Genomic DNA, 21,663 nt, shown 5'->3' on the forward strand with positions numbered 1-21,663 from the left:
CATTTCTGCGGAGGCTATTCCGCTCCGCTTTTCACAGACACGCCGGCGAGGTGCTTCAGTTCGAATACGAAGCGCGTGTCGTCGTCGTTGTACTGGATTTTCTCTTTCACCGCGCCGGAATCGTCCAGCAGCACGGCTGCGGGAATTCGATACACGCCGTAGCGCTTCGCGGTCGAGGGGTGTTTGCTGACGTCGGTGACCAGCATCGTAATGCGTTCCTGGAAGCGCTGGCCGGCCAGACTGTCCAGCCATTCATTGACGCCGGCACAGGACGCGAGATCGGGATGGTGGAAATACAGCACGCGCGGCTTCGATTCGTCGTCCATCACACGTTCCAGATTGCGGCTGAATGTCTCCGCTTCGGTGGCGGTGCGTTCGATGCGTGGTGCGGGCGTCGCCGCCGGTGTGTTTGCGGTGGCGACTTCGTTTGAGTTGCCTGCGCGGTTGAGTTCTTCGATCTTCCCATCGGCGGTCAGCGTGAAGACGGAGTTGCCTTCCTGATCCCGTGGCAGAATGGTGGGATCCACGGCCATCCACGCGCCGTCGTAGACGTACTTGAAACGGTACATGCCGGCGGTCAGGGGGAAGGTGCGTTCGAAAAGGGATTTGCGATCATCCCAGCGCAGCAGGGCATCGCTGCCGCTGATGTAGCCGTTGTCGTTGTTGGCCCAGTTGTTGAAATCGCCGGCGACGAAGACCTTTGCGCTCTTGCGCGCTTTGACTTGGAAGAGAACGCCACCCTGGACCGGGGTCGGCGGCATCATTTCGAGTTCCGCCATTTCGCGGGCGTCTTCGCCAATGAGTGCCATCACTCCGGTCTCGATGAGCGGATCGGGTTTGCCGGCCAGCTCCTTGATCTTGCCATCGGCCGTCAGTGTGAAAACGGAATTGCCATCCTTGTCCTGAGGGAGATCGATTTGATCGACGGCTTGCCAGCCGTCGGGATGGCCATTGATGACGTACTTGAAGTGATACTCGCCCGGTTCGATGGCGAGGACTTTGACGAACATGCCGCGCGCGTCGGGGACCATGCGCGCGTGCGCATCGGTGACGCGTCCGCTGTCATTCTCGCCCCAATTGTTGAAATCGCCGGCGACGTAGATGATCTCCGTCTTTGGGGCGTAGGCGCGGAACTCGACGCCTCCGGGAACGACGCGTGGAGGCAGAAGAATCTGATCGGTCAGCTCGACGATCGTGTTGCGTCCGGTGATCGTGAAGTAACGTTCGCCCTGTTCGTCGGCGGGCAGTTCGAGCGCGCCGGGCAGCCACATGGCGTTTTCATCCAGACGAACGCCATACGCGTAAGTTCCAGCGGACAGCGGAATGGTGCGGACGAATTCGTAGTTTGTGCCGGGGTACATGAGGCCGCTGGCGTTCGCGATGCCGGGTTGGCCTTTGCCCCAGTTGTTGAAGGTGCCGACCACTTCCGCCGTTTTGCTGTCGGGCGAGTAGACGCGGAACTGGACGCCCTCGCGCGCAATGCGCGGCGGAAAAACATACGGGTGGGCAGCCGGAACGCACGTCCCATCGGGATTGACGACAAGGATGCTGTTTCCATCGCGATCGATCGGGGTCTGCGTGGCGGGCAGAGAAATCCACTCGGTCCACTGGTCCTTTAAGACGTAGCGGAAGTGGTAAACGCCCGGAGCGAGCGAAAGCGTCTTGCGGAAGACGCCAGCGTTGTCCGGATTGCCCATGGCGAATTCCTCGTTTCGGATCACGCCGTCTTCGTTACTGCCCCAATCGTTGAAGGTGCCGACCACGTATGCGCCGGGAGCCCCGGGGGCCTTAATGGCGAACTCGACGCCGCCATCGACCGTGCGGGGCATCATGGGCTCGGAAGGCACCGCGGCGGCTTGTGCAGCAATGACGACCAATCCCAGGGCCCAGAGCGCTGCCGCGCCGCGAAGTTTCCAGAAACGGTTCATAGAAAGGACCTTACGTTTATTCTCGAAGCGGGTTGGATGCTACCGAAGGACTTGGGCGTGCTCAAGCCTCATTGCATTAGACTTCGAGCATGGGAATAAGGTTGGATGACGGTTGTATAGACAGTCGTTTGCGCGCGTCTCACTCAGAGATTCTGGTTGATCTTCGGAGCCATATGGATATACTAATTTTAGTAAATCTACTAAAAGGGTTGGTGACATGCCATACTCAGTGCTTCCCGACGATTCAGATTACAGACCCTATCAGAATCTGCCGCATCACCTTGACCACAAGCCCATCCTTGCTCTGCCGTACCAGGCTTTCGATGCATTCTACCCCCGCGAGAGAACCGATGTCCGCTGGATATCGGTGGGTACAGCCCAGTACGACCCCGGGCACATTTCAGTGAAGACATGGCGGCACTCGGAGAGGCGGTGGAGCAGAATGTCCGAAGAGCTGCCTCTTCACAGGGTCTTTGACGCCGCCGATTTCGCTGCAAGATGCATTTCCCTCGAGGGTGACACTCTCGAAATTCCGGTTGGTACATATGAAAGGCAGGAACTTGCCATCCGGATTCAGGATGAGAGTGAAAGCAGAACGTCGGGGGCAATGGATGTGATGGTCGACTTCAACGCGCGGCACGGAGAAATGCTCCGTCGCCGGATGCGGAATCTTCTGGATACTCTCAGATTCCTGGAGAGTCAGGGCCGCCTCTAGTTCGCGTCAGAAGGCGAAACTCCGCGGTTTCCAACTCGGCAGCGAGGTGGGCCTGCGGCCTTCAGTCGCCCATTTCCTGTTCCAGGGCGCGAAGGTCCTCGTAGCGGCCGAGGGCGACAAGGACGTCGCCGACCTGAACCTTGCTGTCTGCTCCAGGGTTGAATTCGAGCCAGCCTTCCTCCTTCGAGCGGTGGATGGCGGCGACGATGATGCTGAATCGGTGGCCGAGATCGAGCTGGCGGAGCGTCTTTTCGGCGAGTGGCGATTTGGCGGGGACTTCGAGCTCTTCGAGCTGGATCTTCTCGCCGCCGGGCGTCGCGGTCATATCGAGGAAGTCGACCACGGAGGGGCGCAGGGCAGCCTGCGAGATGTAGATGGCGCCCCGTTCGAGGGGCGAGACGACGCGCGAGGCGCCCGCGCGCTTCAGTTTATTTTCGGCCAGGTCGCCCATGCCCTGGGCGATGATGGTGACGTCGGGATTCAGCGCACGCGCAGAGAGCGTGATGTAGACATTGATTGGATCGTCCTGCGCAACAACGATCACGGCGGCGGCTCGATTGATGCCCGCGTCGTTCAAGATGCGATCTTCGGACGCGTCGCCCTGGATGTTCAGGATGCCGCGATTGGTCATCTCGTCGCAGCACTCGCGATCCGTGTCGATAACGAGCAGCGGGCGGTCGTAGGCGAGGAGTTGATCGATGACCATGCGGCCGAGGCGGCTGTAGCCGCAGACGATGTAGTGATCCTCGAGGCGTTCGATTTCTCTGCGCATCTTTCGGGCTCCGTACTTGTTCATCAGGACGCCGCTGACGAGGAACTGGCCGAGCGTCGTCGCGGCGTAGGTGAAGATGATCAGGTTGAAGATAACAAGGCCGATGGTGAAGGCTCGGCCGGCTTCGCTGAAGTTCGACGGTTCGCTGTAGCCGATTGTTGAAACGGTGATGACGGTGAAGTAGAATGCGTCGAAGAGCGGAACGCCTTCGATGAGGTGATAGCCGCAAGTTCCGATGAGCAGGATTGCAATAATCAGTGCGAGCGAGGTGGCAACCTGGCGGGTCGGGAAGTCCAGATGCGCGCCGTCGGGTGACGGAGGAATCCGGTTAATGCGGCGATACTGGCGCAGCGGCATGGCGGCTCCCCTCTGAACCGATCACTCCACAAAATCACCCAGATCGACTCGCACACGCTCGACTTTGCGGGCGATGCCATTCATGGGATCGACCTCGATGAAAAGGCCACAGACGCGCACGTCGCGCGGTTCGGCGACTTCGAAGCGTTTCGGGCGAAGCGTCAGCATCGTCTCCAGAATGATGTCCGTGCCGCAACCGATCACTGAGTCGTAGGGGCCTGTCATGCCGGAGTCGGTGATGTACGCGGTGCCTTTCGGCAGAATGCGCTCATCGGCCGTCTGGATGTGCGTGTGGGTGCCGATGACGGCGCTGGCGCGGCCGTCCATGAACCAGCCCATCGCGATCTTCTCGCTCGTGGTTTCGGCGTGAAAGTCGAAGATAATGATGGGGGTCTCTTTCGCGAGCCTGTCGGCCATGGCGGCGGCGCCGCGAAAGGGGTCGTCGAAGTGGGCCATGAAGGCGCGTCCGCAGAAGTTCATGACGGCGACGGGAAAGCCGGCGGCGCTGTCGTACACAGCGGCGCCAATGCCTGGCGTGCCCTCGGGGAAATTCGCGGGGCGCAGGAGGCGGCGCTCGGCGTCGTAGATCTCGTCGCAGCCCTTCTGGTACATGCTGTGGTTGCCGCCGGTCAGGCAGTCGATGCCGAGGTCGAGGAATTCCTCGACGATCTTGCGGTTCACGCCTTTGCCGCCGGCGGAGTTCTCGGCGTTGGCGATGATGAAGTCGGGTTCGTAGCGCTTGCGGAGCTCGGGGAGGGCCTTCTTGACGGCGGTGCGACCGGGCCGACCGAAGATATCTCCAATAAATAGAATGTTCATGAGCAGCGCCCCGGGATGATGTTTCGACGTTCAAGGCCTGTGGTGGGGCGGGTTGGCGCGTCAATCGGAGACACGACAGGGCATTCTCATTGTCCCAACCTCTTCGTTGCGCGGCGGACGGTGGGCTCGGTCACGTACTGGAGTACGCTCCCTCGCCCCCCGCCTTGCGCGCCTCGATCTTGGAACAAGCAGAATGCCCTGTCGGGGTGGTGGTGGGGCGCCCAGGGCTTGCGCCTTGGGCTGGTACAGGGCGGGGCATTGCCCCTTTTTGTGGGTTCGAGTGCGAGTTCGAGTACGTGTACGAGTCCGAGAGGGATTGTGTGCTCATGCTCAGCGAATCGGTGCTCGTCGCCGGGCTGTGGTTGGTGGGTTGGCTCTTGGGCAAGGATGCCCAAGTCACCTCGAAAAAGACATGCCGTCTGAGGTGACTTGAGCATCCTTGCTCAAGCCCCAGAGGTTTTGGGCTTTTCTGCTGACGTATTCTGGATTCTTCGAGGCGTGGCGGGCAATTTGCCGGCTGGAAGCCGGCGGTCCCAGGGGCTTCAGCTGCGACGTTTGCGGCGTGAGCGGGGTTTCTTGTCTTCCCTGGCAGGTTCGGGGGCTGCGTCTTCTTTGGGCAGGGGAGGGGCGGTGCTGGGGTGGCTGTGGGGGGAGATCGGTTGTTTGTGCGACCACCACAGGAGGCCGACTCCGATGGGGACCATCAGGAGCGAGAGGATCTGGGAGGTGCTGAGGAGGCCGCCGAGCCACAGGCCGCGTTCGGCGTCGCCGCGCAGGAATTCGAGGAGGAACCGCAGCAGGGCGTAGCCGATGACGTACAGCGCCAAAGTCTGCCCCGGGCGACGCGGGCGGGTCGCGAACCAGAGCAGCGCGAAGCCGATCAGGAAGAGTCCGGCGGACTCCATGAGCTGCACCGGCCAGATGCCAAGGCTGTGCCCGGCGCCGGGCGGGATGACACCGCGGGAGAGCTGGTCCTCGAAGGCGTTGTAGAACGGCAGGCCGTTGGGCTGAGTGTGGGGCTCGATGTGGATGGCGAACGGGGAATTGCACTGGCCGCCGAAGCAGCAGCCGGCGAAGTGACACCCAATGCGGCCGAAGGCATGGCCGATGGCGATGCTGGGCGCGACGATATCGCCCATCGGCAGGATCGGGATTTTGCGCCATCTGAGGAAGATGATGCAGCAGATGACGGCGCCGATCAGTCCGCCGAGGAAGACGAATCCGGTCCGCGAGAGCAGGATGCTCATCGGGTCGGTTTTGAAGGTCTCCCATTCCAGGAAAATGAAGAAGATGCGGGCGGAGACGAGTCCGCCGATGACGGCCACAAGCGCGAGATCGAACACGCGATCGGGTGCGATGCCGCGGCGTCGGGCGCGCCAGCTGGCGAGCGTGACGGCGACGAGCAAGCCGAGGGCGACCATGACTCCGTAGGTGCCGATAAAGAAGGAATCGCCGATCTGGATGAGTACGGGGTGCATTGGATCTCCTGGAGGCCGTCAAGCAACGACCAGGCGCGCAGTGTGGGCGCCGGGGAGGATGAGAGGCAAACGAAATGCCAAGAGCAGTGGCTAGTGGCGAGTGGCGAGTGGCCTTCGCTGAAGCTGCGGCGCCCTACGGTGATGAGTCGCAACAAAGGATCGTGCCAGCGCCTTGCGCGTCTCGATCTTGGCCCAAGCAGAACGCCCTGGCACGTTGGGAAGGGCTGAGGTTTCCACACGAAACGGGGTTGCCTCGGACATCGGCCGGGATGTTTTCTATGCATGTCGGTATTTCGAGGATAGCCAAAGATGGCACGGCTTGCTCGTATCGTTTCGCCCGGGGGCGGCACTCGCCTTCGCCGCCACAAGCGCAGGCGGTTATCGAAAGAGGAAGAATCTACCGGCAAGATGGAGATGACGTTCGATGAATAGAGTATCCTGTCGCCGAATGTCCCACACCTACCGGATAAGTGCAGTAAGGACATTCGCAGCAATTCAGTAGTGCAAGATACTCAATCATGAGGAAGGCATAATGAAAATCAGGCCAAACTCCTTTCGACGTGTTGTCTGTCTGTGTGTCACCTCCGTAGTTGTTGCAGTTGTGATGTTTGGGAGAATCACGGCGAATGGCGTATCCAGTGACTTTCACTTCACATGGAGGAATGTGACAGTTTCCGATATCATCGGGGGCGTGGTCGCGGATCTTAGAAAGAGGGACAGCACGACGGATGTTGTTGTGGAGCTTCCCGGATTTGGGGGGCTTGGGTTCGTTCATGTATTCACGGAGACAAGTCATGATGATACCATCGTGTACTCAGTGATCAGCGTGGATGCCGAATCGTTGGAAGAGCTGGCCCAGCAATTGGAGGCGCAAATGCGCAACTTCAGAATCGCCTACAACAAGAATATGGACATCCTGTCTTTCATTGACCCCAGAGTTGCAGATAGCAGCGATTGGCAGCTGAACATAGCCGTGCACAAGGCGGTCTCGCTGGAGGAGGATTGCAATATCGAACCGGCTTCAGATTATGACTTCCCCCCTCTCGACGTGAAGCTCCCTCCGGTCCGAGACTTCGTATTCAGATACGTTGAGTCCCTGGAGGGGCCTTGTCACTACGTGGCAATTACTCGTGGAGCTACGGATCGTTTAGTGATGCTCATTGATCAGGCTCCGACATACGTCAGAGATCCCTCAGGCACGAAATAGAAGCCGTGGTAATACGGGCACAGGATACTCTTATCTTGCCTCGGACATCGGCCGGGATGTTCTCTATATATGCAGGTATTTCGGGGAACGCTCATTATGGCGCAGTTGGCGCGCATCGTTTCGCCCGGGGGCGGGACTTGTCTTCGGCGCTATTAACGCGGGCGGTTATCGAAAAAGGAGAAATCTCTCGGCCAGATGGAAATGAAGTTCGATGAATAGAGTATCCTGTCGCCGAATATCCTCTGACCTTATTCATCCCGATTGGCGATGAAATCAGACTGGCGAGACTGACTTATGCTGCTCGAAATCACGACTCATCAGTATCAGGTACGGTGCCGACGGTGTTCCAGGAATTACTGGGGAGAAATTGGTCCCGATGCCTACGAAGGATTTCTTCTGCTGGACGAACACTATGTGCCCGCTGGCTGTTGGCGGCTAGATGATTGGCTCTGGGAGGATCTGAGGGTCCTCATACAAGGCTACGAGGGGATTCATCCCGAGCGGATGCTGCAGTTGGAATGGATTCAGGAAACCAAGCGGGGAGTCCAGCGCGATCTTCTATTGGGTATGGTCTTGGCCGCAGAGTCGCATCATCCCGGATACCGCCTGCATTGTCTGCCACCATGTCCTAATTGTGGCGAATACGCTGTCTATTACATGGTTACTGGGCACATCAAAAGAAACCTGCAGCAACTTACTGCTGACAGTTGGCGAAAGCGAACGGATGCTGATCGGCAGACGGTAGCATTCGGATACCTGGATTATCTCCATGATCATCCTCCGCTCGATCATGTCGATGTTTTGACCGTCCCGCCAGTCACCCTATATGAGTCCATGATTGGGAATATGGACGGACTCAAAAGGGGAGAGATCCTCGAAAGGCTCTTGAAGCACTTCGCGCGACTCGGCATGGAACCTCCAAGGATTGCCGATGATGACTTCGAAGTTCCTGACTACAGATTCTAGACCCACATGCCTTCAAGCGCGAAGCCGAATTTTCTGCAAGACTGGGACGGCAAAACGTGGACTGGATACTCTTATCTTGCCTCGGACATCGGTCGGGATGTCTTCTATGCATGTCGGTATTTCGCGGAACTCTCTTCACGGCGCAGTTGGCGCGCATCATTGGTATTTCCCATGAAAGCTCACCTTGGTGAAAAGAGGTCGTGGCCCGCATCAGCACGAGCAGTTGTCCTGATCTTCATCATGCTGTCACTTATCGCCAGCTATGTCACTTACAGGGTTTCTGTGGGTCCGATTTCCACTCAGGAAGCAATGAAGACACGAGAGGCGAAGGGAATACTGAAGGAGCTGGAGCTAGAATTGCGCACTCAAGCCAATCGAGGAAAGTCCCAATGGACGATCGAAGAAGTAAATAATACTGTTTCCTCCTTGGGCCTAAAAGATCCATTCCGATTCAACTCCCCCATGGCCATTCAGGAAGATGGCCAATTCTGGCTTGTCTTCAGGGGTGACCCAAGTGGGACTCCCTACGATCCGACAAACGGCGCGTTATCTCCGGGGTGGATCCAGTTTGATTTTGTGCCTGGGCAAGCCCCGATGGCCGATGGGGATTGAATCTTCGTGGCAATGGCAAAAACGGTGACAAAAACCTCTCTTCTTGCCTCGGACATTGGCCGGGGTGACTTCTATGCATGTCGGTATTTGGAGGATAGCCGGCCATGACACGGCTTGCTTGTTCGCATCCTCTCGCCCGGGGGCGGCACTCGCCTTCGCCCCACCGGCGCGGGCGGAAATCGAAAGAGGAGGAATCTCCCGGCCGGATGGAACTGACGTTCGATGAATGGCGTGTCTTGTCCCCGAATTTCTCGATAGCGCCTCACGGAAGCGACCTCCAAGTAGGTATGGCTGGAAGTAGCCACTAGTCTGGAATCTGAATTGTACCAGTCGCCTCCAGTCCTCGTGACGGGGGCACAAGAAGATCGAACTTGATTCGATGGGGGCTGTCTGGATCGATGCGGAGATTGCCTTTCTGAGGATCAGGGTCGATTAGAATCAGCTCATCTCGGTCCGGTGAGAGGTAATAGACTCCCGCGTCTCGCGCATGCCCGTCAGGTGCAATCCAATAGCCCATTCGGATAACAAGTCCCCCGCTGAGGAGCGGAAGTACCTCCCACACGGCGGCACGTCCGGATAGCACTTCTTCCAGGGATTCGCTCCCGGGGCTCCAGGAAAGGAGAGTACTGGAGCAGACGTACAAGACTTGCTTCCGAGGATCCCAAACGAAGTCAGGAACCGCTCCGTCCAATTTGCCAATGCATTTCGAGCTTTCCTCTCTTGGTTCAATGACCCAGATCTCATGAGCCCTGGAGATTGGTGTTTCGCTCGTGCGAAGGCGCCTCGCCTCTGGATTTGTTAAGACAATGACAAATGGAGTATCTAAATCCCGCGCCGCAAAATGCGCTCGATCTTGGAGCTTGAGAATCGGGCGCGAATCTGATCGACGATCAGTTGGCGAGATCGATAGCACCGATCCCCCCTCCTTCCCTGGAGATAGGATTAGCTCCTTGCCGTTACGCGTAATGGCGGCCTCAGTTGCAGGAGTGGAAAGTTCTGACGCCAGACTCCTGTCCAGTTGATCATCAAGAGAGGATGCCAGCTGCGCACCGGCAGATTCGATCTCCGATATCTTTGCAGAAAAGCGCTCTCTGTCGCCGTGATCCTTTCTCATTCGATAGGAATACTCAACGAGATCTCCTCGAACCTTGAAGTCCCTTAGCTCGACGACTCCTGGATGGAAATTGGTCGCCTCGTCCTCGTCCTGACGAATCACAAAAACTCCCAGCTCTCTCGTATCACCTCGTCGCCGTGCTCCCCAGAAAAGGATACTCCCATCAGGAAGCGAGAATATCCGCAAGACGATGCTGCCGTCTGGCAAGATCTGTTTCAGGTCGCCAGACTCTCGCCTCCACCGATACAGGGATTCTGGCGAGTTCGCTGGCCTGCCGTAGAGATAGAGATTATTCCTGCTCGCATCCCATGCAATTAGCGGCCCATCATCCCGGTCCAGTTGGGCAAGCAGGCGGCTTTGCTTACTCCGAACATCGAATTCCCTGAGTGTTCGAAGCGCTCCTTCAGAGGATAGTGTCCTATCATAGTCACACGGAGCTTCCAAAATCGTTAGCGCTTGTTGAGACTCATCGAAATCCAGGATCTTGTGGTCGAGTCCATCGTCGACAAGCACGTCGAGATCGCCTGATTCAAGACTGTAGCTGTATATGGTCACAGGATAACATGATGCGCTAACGGATGTTCGGTGCTCAATCGTGGAGACAATCGCACCGCGCTTGTAAGGGAAGATTTGTGCCCCAGAACACCCCTGGAGCTTGACAACTGTGACTTCGTCTGCCCTCAGATTCACATCGTGGCCAGACTGTTCGAAGACCCATTCCGGCATGTCACTCTGGTCGGCTCTCTGATTGGTATCCGGATGTCCCTGTGTAATGCTTCCACATAGGATGCATATCAGGAATCCTAACCGGATGGTTTCAACCAAATGAGCTTTCATGTATCGAGTTCCTTTCGATTGACGCCATTTATCGCACTGCCTCCTAAACAGAACAAGGGCAATTAGAAGAAGGGCAACACGCGGCAGGATACTCTTATCTTGCCTCCGACATCGGCCGGGATGTTTTCTCTGCATGCAGGTATTTCGAGGATATCTCATCACGGCACGGCTTGCTCGCATCATTTCGCCCGGGGCGGGACTTGCCTTCGGCGCCATTAGCGCGGGCGGTTATCGAAAGAGGAAGAACCCCCCGGCCAGATGGAACTGATGTTCGATGAATAGAGTTTCCTGTCGCCGAATTTCCTGGAAATGACAACCGGGCCTGATCGCGTTCTTGAATCTCATTCTCAGTTTCCTTCAGGCAGGGAATCGGTTCGAGGAGCCTTTCCGATGGATTCAAGATCCAACAGGGTCGCACCTTTGAGGAAGGTGATATCCGACTCGTGATCCCAAATGTATTCCCCATCCGGGAAGACGAGTTGAAACAGATCAGGCGGGTAATCGACATTCATTTCGCATTCGACTTGGAATTTGTGTAAACGACTCACTTCTTCCCAGTTCTCAGGATTCAAATGGATAGCCCAGGTTCCCTCTTTTGGGAACCAGATTCCCTCTGCCAGCTCTTGCAATTCAAACTTCATTTCTGCCCTTGAGTGAGGTCGAATATCCCGGAACTCGACCAACTGGAATCCCTTCGAAGCGTCCAGGACGGCTCTTTGGCGAGGAGAGCCATCCGGAGTATTCAACCCAACTGTGTAGAGGTTGCCATTAACAGAGATAAGTTCACAACGACGCACGAGATTTTCGAGTCTCACACTTTTCCACTGGGGCGAGCCGTCTTCGCGTGTATAGAAGAAGGAGATGGTCTCGAAGATGTTAAAATCTTGTGCCACGAGAGTTGTCTGGAAGCCGGGAGTAGTTTGGGCGCCGGCATCCGGATTGGTACATTCTCTTGTTTCTTGGCCATCAAACGCGATGTAATGTTTTGATGCGACAAAATCCGGCGCTTTCCCGGACTCTTGGACAATCAGTTTCATCCCATTCTGCCAGACTGCCTCTGTGATCACCTTCTCGTCGAGTTGGCCGTCCAGGAGTACTTCTTCGCGCACAATAGAGTGATAGCTCGTTATCTTCGCGTTGCGCTCTTGAATTGAATCTGCGATTTGCTCTGGAGAGATTTCCGAGAACGCGGCAGTTGCCGATAGGAGGATCAAGAATGACGCCAGTACTACATTTCGATTTGAGAACATCTGCTTCATGACGGACCCCTCTCAGGTCAATTTTGCGTTCGAGGACGGCACTCTGCTGTCCGGATTCGGTAATACGGGCACAGGATACTCTTATCTTGCCTCGGACATCGGCCGGGATGTTTTCTCTACATGCAGGTATTTCCAGGATATCTCATCACGGCACGGCTCGCTCGCATCGTTTCGCCCGGGGGCGGGACTTGCCTTCGGCGCCATTAACGGGGGCGGAAACCGAAGGGGGAGGAGTCTCCCGACCAGATGGAGATGACGTGCGATGAATAGAGTTTCCTGTCGCCGAGTTTCCGATGTGTTCATCACGAGATCCTCCGCTCCTTATGCAGATCCTTCGGTTCGTGAAGCTCCCCTGAACTCCGGGACAAACCTGCCTGGCGCATCAGGACATTAGTCCATCGAACTGTTTGATCCTACTGTATGGCGCCCAGGATTCCGTCGTTCAACCAAGATCTTCCCCGCAGTCGAGTTGGTAAAGCGATGATGGATGCGTATTCTGTCTGAGTTGGGGGGCGTTTTGCCGTGCAACAGGTTGACCTGCGACGCTGCGAGCGAGCCGCATTGCGGGGGGGGGGGGCAGTGAATGCGACGGAGGCATGTCTGCCCAGCTGCGATATCCCGGGTCTTCCCGACGAGTTTGCGGCATGCTCGTGTTACGCGGACCCCGAAAGCAGAACCGGCGACCCTGGAGGGGGTCGCCGGTCTTGCTAAATCTTGCGATTTCAAGAATCTTTATGGAGCGGGACACCGGGCTCGAACCGGCGACCTCCACCTTGGCAATTCTCTAAGGCTAATAACCACAGTGCTATGCAATGCAAGAAGAGCCCCCGTTTGTCCGAGTTTTGCCATTATCCCTATCCCAGCCAGACCAGCCTAATCCCAACCATTCCCGACAGCTCTCCGGACATATTCCGGACAAGTCTAGGCCTGTTCTGTGCCAATTCACCGCCACCAGAGTGGATTGCCAGCCCGAGGGGCTCATCTCCAAATCGAGTGTGGGCGCAGTGGCCGTCGGAGGAAGAGGAGTGCTACAAAACTACTCCCACCCGAGTGACAAGTAGCATCTGCATTGCGCCGAACTTCAACATTAATCTGACCTGCCCCCCAGCCCCCGCTCCGCCACTCAGCCACCCTCGACAGGCACCGAAACCCTAACATACGACCTAGTACCGTGCTCGGGGGCAGGTCAAATCCGGGCATCTCCGTCGTTGGCGCAGGTCGGGTTTCCTGCACTGATTTTGGACAACGAGCCGAGATTCCCTCGACGATGAATTACACCTTGCGCCTTGCGATCGCACCGCATAAAGATTGCACATTAGATTCGCGTTCGGCATGCGTATAATGCATGAGCCTTGCCGACTGTATGCAGCATACTCGCAAATCCGCTCAATGATTGATGGGGCGAATGAGTGCCCATAGTCCAATTCGTCAAGGCCAGGATTACACTAAGGAGATGAGAATGTCGAAGAGTTCGGAGAATACGCACAATCTGGTGATTCCATCCATAGAATCGATCTACTTCGGCGACTCCCATTCTGTTCCTACAGTGATTTGCTATGATGGAGCGGAAGGGACTCCCTGCATTGGAAGAGCGGCATGGGCGAAACGGGCGAGAGGCGCGATGGTCAATACTGACTTCAAGGTCGATGTTGGAAGGCACTCTGCTGATCAGAAGAACCCAAGGAAGTTCCCGACCGCCGGAAGCGATGCAAAAACCAAGCTACAAATGGCACAGGACTACTTCCGGGCGCTTTTCGATGGAGCCTCAAATGACCTGCCGAACCTGGAAGAGAGATCGATCGGCATCATGGTTTCTGAGCCGATATGTATCGAGGGCGAGACTGTCAGCAGAGCGTGGGTCCAACAATACAGATCAAACATTCGATCTTATCTCACCGAAATCGGTTTCTCAAACATATGGTTTTTGCCGGAGCCATTTGCGGTCTACCAGTACTATCGCCATGGTCAACGTCATCCACTTCTTGTTGGGAGGAAGCAGACCTGTGCGTTGGTTTTAGATCTTGGGGGAGGCACGTTTGACGCGTGCATCATCATTACGACAGGACAGGGGGATGTGAGCAAGAATCTTCGCATGGCGGATGCCGCTTCAGCGGGTTCGATCCCCGTCGGAGGATTCGATCTGAACCGACGTCTGGCCAAGAAGCTTCTTACCAAGCTCGTGAGCACAGAGAAAAAAGTCAATCAGCAGGAACTAACAAGTGCATTCCGAGCTTACAGAAAGTGGGCTGCCTATCAAATCGGGGATGATGAAGTGACCCCCCGACAAAGAGACTTCTTCGTGAATTTCAATCGTCTCGTATATTCTCTGGAAGAACCGAAGATACGACTATCCAATTCCATTCAGAAGTGGGGACTGAACTTAGCGCTTACGGGAAGTGAGTTGGTTGAGATCCCCGAGGATCCCTTTAACCTCAATAGCCCTATGATCCAACTGCGCCTGACCACGTCTGAGTTCCAAGAGGTTTTCATTTGTGAATGGAATGAGTACCTGAAGGCTCTCGTGGTGCAGACGATTGCCCGGCATGCCAGGCAAAATGATTCAAGACCCATAGACATAGTGCTTCTATCAGGGGGAGGCGCGAATATTGGCTGGCTTCGCGAATTGCTTCATCGAGATATCGATGGTCTCGCGGAAGAGGTCCCGATAGTCACTGTCGAGGACTACCAACAAGTAGTTGCCCACGGTCTGGCGATCGAGTGCACCCGGCGATATTACGACGAAAATCGAGTGGGCGACTTCAGATCGGTGACATACAACAGGCTCTGCCTCAGGCTGTCTGGAGATGACTACGAAGAGCCGCTGCACAAATTCAAGAGTGTGACGGCTGATTTTCCATCATCGCTAGAACCAGGGGTTGTGCTTCCCTCGGCAATGGCAATGGAGAAACATATAAATCTACCTCTGCGCTGGAAAGTCAAATTGGACCACAAGCCTCGCAGGCGACTGGACTACGTTTTTGTCATTGATAGCGAGACGAAACCTGATACGGCTTGTCCCCAGAACTTCGAGGAAAGATTCGTTCAACTTCCCAAGAACGTCTCTTGTGATAGCAAGCTGGGGCTCGAGTTGCGAGTCGGTCATGATTGCTGTGGACAAGCCAAGTTCATCTTACAACATGAAACGGACAATTGCGAAGAAGTTTCGATCAGTGCCAGACCTTTTCCCATCGAAATGACTGACGCTTCGGTTGAGGAGGTTGCTGTTGAGGCTTATCTGGGACTGGACTTCGGAACATCCAACTCCTCAATGTCGTTCGTGGACCACGCCAGGATCGAGTACTTCGAGGCCAAGTTGGACGACCAATCGTACGTTGATACTGCGAGCCTCATGTACGAGTTGCCCATGGTTCTCTCGGAGCCCCTCCGTGGATATGTATACCAAAGATCTAAGTCTGATGGTGTAAGAGCGGCCAGAGAATTCCTCGAGAGTTCATTCATGATGTGCTACTCAATCATTTACATGGAGCTCTGCACTAAGGCATCCCAGACAGAGTCTAAGTGGTTCAAGAAGTTTCATGAAGCCTCAATTGGGAAGCTCTGGGATTTGCTGGTAAAGATTTCTTCGACAATCGATGATAGCTTTGAATTCGCAGGGCCTCTGCGTGATTTATTCCACGGTGAGCGCATGGCGCGGATCGATCATCTGGTTAAACTAATCAATGCTGAGAAGCACGATAAGCAAAGCGCGGCGGGTATTGACGCTTCTTACCAGGTACGGCTCGTGGGAAGTGCCATGGCCTCCGTGTTTCGGAGGTTCTCCCTTGGCCATTTCGAGTCAGTCACTGGGGAGCGACTCTCAGGTTGTTTCTCAGGGTATTTTAGAGTCTTCAAGGGGCTTGGTGGAGTGACAAAGGAGTACTCGTACCGAGGCCCGGAATCTCAGTATGATGGGAGACTCTGCCTCGTCTCGATTTCTAAAGGCAGAATTCTGCCCTTGGAACCTTTGCTGATCTTCGGGGATGGTGGACTCAACTCCCAAGAAAGCACAATCTGGATGCTTGATCGCCAGGTGAAGAAGCGGGAAGCGGAGTATCCCGATGGTTACTTCTCCTTCCGGGCCCCCACACTGAAGAGGGAGTGGAAGTGCACTCCAGTTGAGAATTCAGCCGTGTTCAGTTTCTTGAGTGGCATGCGGGATTGCGACCCCAACCTTGCCGCTGTTGGCGGTGGGGTATTCGAAGAGCGCGGCATGTAGTCATGTTGGGCCTCGCTGAGTTCATCGGCCCTGAGAAGTCGGAGACTAGTCAGATGAAATAGACATTGAGTCGCACTGGAGTGGAGTGAGGAGCAGTGGGCGGCCACCAGTCGTTTGAGGTTCTCCCCTCCAGGATAAGGAAGGCCGCCACACTTCTTTTTCGCAGAACCTTCGCTTTTGGCTCGACATCCTTGTCCCAGCTCCGCTAGAAAAGAACTGAGGTGTCTTCGAACATTGATTTGATTTGGTTTATCTACCGTCTTTTTCTCGTGGGAAACCTACGGTAGGCGGTTTTTGCCTGCTAATGGAGGACTTCAGGCGACCGAAGCTGTGCCGATCGGATCACAAATCCTGAGACCGACTCGAAGTATACCGGGACGGAATCAAGATCAACAGGACAGAGGAGCAGTGTAACGTGGCGGCTGTTAAGTTGGTAAAGGGAGATTCTCCAACTCGTTGCTTCTTGGATCTATTCGCTGGCGGAGGTGGACTCTCGCTGGGATTGATGCTCGCCGGCTGGAATGGGCTTTTCGCTGTTGAACAGGATGCATTGGCATTTGGAACACTGAAGCACAATCTTATCGACGGGCATCCCAACTGCCCAGTCAGGTACAATTGGCCTGACTGGATAGAGAAGACCCCGATTGAGATCAGACAGTTCATCCGAAAGCATCGTGGTCAGCTAGCGGCAATGAAAGGGCAGGTGGCTTTGTTGGCCGGCGGTCCACCTTGCCAAGGCTTTTCGCTCGCTGGACGGCGAAAGAGCGACGATCCGCGCAACGAACTCTTCAAGCACTACGTGACGCTGGTCAAGATATTGGCGCCCCCGTTCCTTATTTTGGAGAACGTCAAGGGTATCTCTGTTGCGTTTAGGAAACAGGCCCACGCAAATAGTGGAGAGAGTGCCTGCTTCCTCAGGCCATTTTCTGAGCGTATCAAGCGGAGCCTGACCAGAGCCGGGTATGCAGTGTTCACCCAGCTTGTGCATGGAACGGACGTAGGAGTCCCCCAATTCCGGCCAAGGTATATCATGCTCGCGATTCGCAGGGATCTACTTACCGATCACCCCGGTCTAGATCCATTCGCGGATTTCCATGAGCGTCGTGAGAAGTTCCTGAAATCCAAAGGTTTGCCGGTGAATCGACCGGTGACCGTGAGACAGGCGATATCGGATCTGGAGGTGCGGAACAAGACGATCATCGATTGCGTCGATTCGGCAAGAAGTAAGCAGATTAAGTACAAGCGGCCTCTCAGCAAGTACCAGCGCCTCTTGCATGGGCATCTCAATGGCACTGCCCCCAATAGCATGCGTTTGGCCAACCACGGAGAAGATGTGACTGCGCGGTTCACCCAGATACTTGAGACTTGCCGGAAAGGCGTCCAGCTTTCGGCATCTGATCGAGAGCGATTCCACCTCAAGAAGCACTGCACTGTTCCGCTTGATCCGGATAGGCCCTCCCATACCTTGACCACTCTGCCGGATGACCTTCTGCACTACTCAGAGCCCAGAGTTTTGACCGTGCGTGAGTTCGCCCGATTGCAGTCTTTTCCAGACTGGTATGAGTTCAAGGGGAAGTACTCCACTGGAGGCGATCGACGTCTTCGAGAATGTCCACGCTATACTCAGGCGGGAAACGCCGTGCCGCCATTCCTTGCGGAGTTCGTTGGGAGAGTACTGGCTGACTTGTGGAGAAAGATCATCGGTATGGAGGAGACATGCAGGTAAATCTAAACGATCACGTCGTCCACTTGCTGGGTTGGCATGGACACTCATCCGGCGGAGTACATGTCCCTTTTCAAGAAGCTCCAAACCCAATTGGTCGGGTTATAGAGACACCGCTCATTCACAGATTGCGCCACTTGGCAGAGCAGATCGCGTCAGGATCCGAAGTGCACCCTCGGTGGATCTTTCTCGTAGGGGGGCCGGGGAACGGAAAGTCTGAGACTGTCCAGGACTTCTTGGCGAGTTTGGACGCTTCTCTTGAATTGAGAGGGGCGCTAACGAGTGCGCTCAGATCCAAATTCTCGCAGACTGGACTACTTCCCAGAAAAGTGGAAATATTGGCTGAGGATCTTCCGCCCAGCGCGGGAGGTTTCTTAACCAAGGTGGGGCGCCTCTTGGTGATCCAGGATGCCACTGCGACCGAGTGTGCGGCAGGCAACGCTGCCCGAGAGCTTGCTCACGATATCGCTGATCTCCTCACCTGCTCGGGATCAGAGCCAATTCCTGTCTTCATCGCCTGTGCGAATCGCGGTCTGCTGGCTCGATCCATGGTCGAGGCTGTCCGGGAGTATTCTAGTGGCGATTCAGATAATTCAATCAGAGATATTCTGGCACAAGTAATTCGGAAATCAAGTTTGAGGCTTGGGGCAGACTCGACGCTGGAATCTTGCTGGCCACTCGAAGTAGATTCTCGATTCGCGTGCTGGCCCCTTGATCTAGAGAGCTTAATGATCGATAGAAACGCCACTGAAGTTCTTGGATCAATTCTCGATCAAGCAACGAACGTGGAGAGATGGGAAGCTGAGGCGAAATGCGCAGACTGCAGATCTCGTGAAAGCTGCCCATTTCGGGAGAATGCCACACTCCTGCGCGACTTGGCGCATCGACGTAATCTCATCGCCATACTCCGCCGCGGTGAATTGGCATGCGGCCAGAGGTGGAACTTCCGTGACGCGTTCTCTTTAGTGGCCGAGCTGCTGGTAGGGCAATGGAGTGATTTCGAGGATTGCCCCCATCCCTGCAAATGGGTGCACAAGCATGCCGCCGCCGCTGCGTCCACTCCCGAGAGCAGTAGCATACTTACTCTGGCGAGACGCTTGTATTTCAATTCCCTTTTTCCCAGCAACTCGATTCGCGATACAGTCTCCGCGTTCTTGAAGCAACATACAGATAATTCCTCGCTTAAGCCCTTGACCAAGAACCTTCTGGCCGAGATTCGGAGGGGAGACGGTCTGGCCTCCTCCAAGCCGATCAGGGAAACGCTCCTGCGCGACTATTCTCGACTTGATCCAGCTTTGTGTACACCGAAGGACAAATCACATGAGCTGAGGATTCTCGAGGATGCATTCTGCCAGTCTGCGGAGCAGGGCTTGGTGCAATATGGAAGCTCCCCCCCCTCTCCAATTGCATACCGCTCACTTCTTCTGTTTCAGTCCGCGGAACAGGAGTGCGAGGAGCTCCTCCGTGATTCAGATTCCGCCATGCTTGGTTCTTGCATTAGCCTACTTCGTAGCGTAGGATGCATGATGGCAAAACGGAGCTTTGGCGTTCTCTTCGGGCACCACTCCTTGGAAGAGCACTTGGTGGAATACGAGGCGGCATTGAGGTCACCGGATCGGCTTTCAGCCGTAAGGGCTGCATTGCAGTCACTCCTGGGAGAGGCTGATCCCGGCTTTAACATGCTTGAGATCCTTGGACAACCAACTGCCGAGAAGCGACCGAGAGTGACCTTATCTGCTCAGCCTCCGGGAATTAGACCTGTGGCTGCTCCGACTGGCAACGAGTCCTCGCCTGGCCATGATGTACCGTGCATTGAGTTCAGCAACTTAGACTATCGGATCCCCCTCACATTTGACTTCTTCATGGCGATCCGGCTTCGCAAGGAGGGATGTGCTGGGAGCAGTCTTCCTGCGAACGTCCGTGCTGCTATCGATAGGGTTCGCCATAGAATCGCAGGAGACCTATGCAGATCTGAAGAGCTATTCGCAGATGGACGGACCTCGGTGCGAATCGCTTCGCAATTTCAGATAGTCTTATCCAAGGTGGGCGAACGACCAACCCTAAAGAGGGAGTAATCAAGGTCACCTATGGACGTACAAACTTTCGAAGGTGAGCCACGAAGCACGTGTCACCCAAAGTACGAAGAGTCCATGCTCTTCACCACTGCCCCCGAGTGGTCGACAGGAGAGGTGCTGCTAGCGTCTGCCTACCGACGCCTCGTGCTTGGAATCAGCGAGAGGTTCGTAGATCTTGGAAACATCGCTACAATGCCGACATTGATGCCAGAGGAGGTGGGGGGGGAGCCGCTCTGGAGCGCATTGCTGCTGCAGCGTGATGGCATCGCAAGTCCACTGAAGCATGGTCAATCCAGCCCGACGGCCACGCGACAACTAATGCCAATCGTTCCGGCAACTGCACGAATAGCGGGTGTATTGGGGAAGCGGCCAAGAAGTCGCTGGAATCCATCCAGTCTCCTGCTTGAGGCCATAGGAGCCGGAGGAGGAGAAGCCGACGGAAATTCCCTCCTGATGAGCCTTGGACAGGCCTTAGAGGTGACGGATAAGGATGACCTTTTTGCGCGATTCGTAGAAGAAGCTCTCGAGGCCGGAATGGAATCCATTGCTCCGAGACCCCAAGACGATCCCGCTTATACTGAAGTTAGGCTGACCGAGGCGCAACTTAGTGCGTTCCGGCAGATGCCAAATGCGCAGAAGAAGAGCCCTGCCGAGCGATTCTTCCATGATTTGCCGGCAGTTCTAAATGCCAAGTGCAAGCTCACAAGGCGGCAATGGACCGTGCTGCTGGAGGCAATCTTGCGGTTGGGATTGGGAATGCATGTTCTATGGACCTGTCGCGCCAATGTGCTCGTCTGGGAGCTTGCTCTCTCAGCAGCAAGTGGCACCCAGCCCCCGGGTACGAACGAACTAAGACGTCGTATTTGGGAGAGCCACGATGAGGCCCATCCGCTTCTGGAGCTGGGCTCGGATGCACTTCCATTGATCAAGAACTTGATTGAGCGATACGCCTATGCCCGGACTGGACTCAACCTTCTCCTTTGCCGACTTGAGGAAAACGGGAAACCTATCCTGAGTGACCAGATCATCGGGTATCAGCTGGCACAAGGGACTAATGCTCCGACTGGGCTCTATGAATTCCTGAGTCACATTCATGAGCATCGAACCATAATCGACAAGATCGACGCAAACAAGTGGCTTCGGGTCCAAGTTGCACGCCTTTTTGACGAAAGATCAGACATGCGCGCCTTGGCTCAGCGGAAGTCAGGGTACACAAGAAACCTATTCGAATTTGCCAGACATAGTCTTGGTCAGGTAAGAACCAAGGACCCAGACCAGCGTTGCTACGATCTTTCTTACATGTTTGCATATACCGACGATCGGAAGCCGCTGCTCGTGCATCCAGGTCCTGCCATGCTCCTTTGCATTGTTCACGCATGTTGTTCCGAAAGCTCGGACATTCCCGTTAGCCTGGACGACCTTCGTCGGCACTTGGGCGAGTACGGGCTTCGAGTTCCTGCGGGTGAACTCATTCACGGTCGAACAGGGCAGGATCTAGCCATGCTCGGATTGGTTGTTGACAGTCCGGATGCCGCAGGAGGCCGCCTCCTTGTAAGACCACTTTGATTTCGTGGATGGGGATACA

General features: G+C 55.6%; 14 protein-coding genes. 8 read left to right on the forward strand and 6 right to left on the reverse strand.

Annotated features, from left to right (window positions below; translation table 11 throughout):
* Positions 1 to 14: 14 nt before the first annotated feature.
* Positions 15 to 1,928, reverse strand: coding sequence for a hypothetical protein (locus KQI84_08555; GenBank protein MCB2154925.1), 1,914 nt, complete (start codon positions 1,926 to 1,928; stop codon positions 15 to 17).
* 217 nt (positions 1,929 to 2,145) lie between these two features.
* Between KQI84_08555 and KQI84_08560 the strand changes: the two genes are divergently transcribed.
* On the forward strand, positions 2,146 to 2,643 hold the full coding sequence (locus KQI84_08560) for a hypothetical protein (GenBank protein MCB2154926.1): 498 nt from the start codon (positions 2,146 to 2,148) through the stop codon (positions 2,641 to 2,643).
* A 61-nt stretch (positions 2,644 to 2,704) separates the two neighbouring features.
* Here the strand turns inward: KQI84_08560 and KQI84_08565 are convergent, their stop codons facing one another.
* The 3 genes from KQI84_08565 to lgt all read right to left on the reverse strand — a co-directional run bounded on the left by KQI84_08565 (position 2,705) and on the right by lgt (position 6,069).
* Entirely contained in the window at positions 2,705 to 3,772 is a 1,068-nt protein-coding gene (locus KQI84_08565) for a potassium channel protein (GenBank protein MCB2154927.1), read from the reverse strand.
* 21 nt (positions 3,773 to 3,793) lie between these two features.
* On the reverse strand, positions 3,794 to 4,591 hold the full coding sequence (locus KQI84_08570; GenBank protein MCB2154928.1) for a TIGR00282 family metallophosphoesterase: 798 nt from the start codon (positions 4,589 to 4,591) through the stop codon (positions 3,794 to 3,796).
* Positions 4,592 to 5,133: 542 nt separating this feature from the next.
* Positions 5,134 to 6,069, reverse strand: a complete 936-nt coding sequence (gene lgt, locus KQI84_08575) for a prolipoprotein diacylglyceryl transferase (protein MCB2154929.1) — start codon at positions 6,067 to 6,069, stop codon at positions 5,134 to 5,136.
* Between the two features lie 532 nt (positions 6,070 to 6,601).
* Between lgt and KQI84_08580 the strand changes: the two genes are divergently transcribed.
* From KQI84_08580 to KQI84_08590, 3 genes are all read left to right on the forward strand, one after another.
* Positions 6,602 to 7,276, forward strand: a complete 675-nt coding sequence (locus KQI84_08580; protein ID MCB2154930.1) for a hypothetical protein — start codon at positions 6,602 to 6,604, stop codon at positions 7,274 to 7,276.
* Between the two features lie 294 nt (positions 7,277 to 7,570).
* Positions 7,571 to 8,242: a hypothetical protein gene (locus KQI84_08585; GenBank protein ID MCB2154931.1), complete on the forward strand. Its 672-nt coding sequence runs from the start codon at positions 7,571 to 7,573 to the stop codon at positions 8,240 to 8,242.
* Between the two features lie 171 nt (positions 8,243 to 8,413).
* Complete coding sequence (locus KQI84_08590; GenBank protein ID MCB2154932.1) at positions 8,414 to 8,854, forward strand: hypothetical protein; 441 nt, start codon at positions 8,414 to 8,416, stop codon at positions 8,852 to 8,854.
* Between the two features lie 304 nt (positions 8,855 to 9,158).
* Here KQI84_08590 and KQI84_08595 read toward each other — a convergent pair whose 3' ends face one another.
* Entirely contained in the window at positions 9,159 to 10,805 is a 1,647-nt protein-coding gene (locus KQI84_08595) for a hypothetical protein (protein ID MCB2154933.1), read from the reverse strand.
* Positions 10,806 to 11,152: 347 nt separating this feature from the next.
* Complete coding sequence (locus tag KQI84_08600) at positions 11,153 to 12,064, reverse strand: hypothetical protein (GenBank protein MCB2154934.1); 912 nt, start codon at positions 12,062 to 12,064, stop codon at positions 11,153 to 11,155.
* Positions 12,065 to 13,523: 1,459 nt separating this feature from the next.
* Here KQI84_08600 and KQI84_08605 point away from each other — a divergent pair.
* From KQI84_08605 to KQI84_08620, 4 genes are all read left to right on the forward strand, one after another.
* On the forward strand, positions 13,524 to 16,280 hold the full coding sequence (locus KQI84_08605; GenBank protein ID MCB2154935.1) for a hypothetical protein: 2,757 nt from the start codon (positions 13,524 to 13,526) through the stop codon (positions 16,278 to 16,280).
* 505 nt (positions 16,281 to 16,785) lie between these two features.
* Entirely contained in the window at positions 16,786 to 18,006 is a 1,221-nt protein-coding gene (locus KQI84_08610; GenBank protein ID MCB2154936.1) for a DNA cytosine methyltransferase, read from the forward strand.
* 725 nt (positions 18,007 to 18,731) lie between these two features.
* Complete coding sequence (locus KQI84_08615; protein ID MCB2154937.1) at positions 18,732 to 20,078, forward strand: hypothetical protein; 1,347 nt, start codon at positions 18,732 to 18,734, stop codon at positions 20,076 to 20,078.
* 453 nt (positions 20,079 to 20,531) lie between these two features.
* Positions 20,532 to 21,644 carry a hypothetical protein gene (locus KQI84_08620; GenBank protein ID MCB2154938.1) on the forward strand — a complete coding sequence of 371 codons (1,113 nt, stop codon included), beginning with the start codon at positions 20,532 to 20,534 and terminating at the stop codon, positions 21,642 to 21,644.
* Positions 21,645 to 21,663 lie beyond the last annotated feature (19 nt).

It is taken from the genome of bacterium (assembly GCA_020444065.1).
Taxonomy (GTDB): Bacteria; Sumerlaeota; Sumerlaeia; order SLMS01; family JAHLLQ01; genus JAHLLQ01.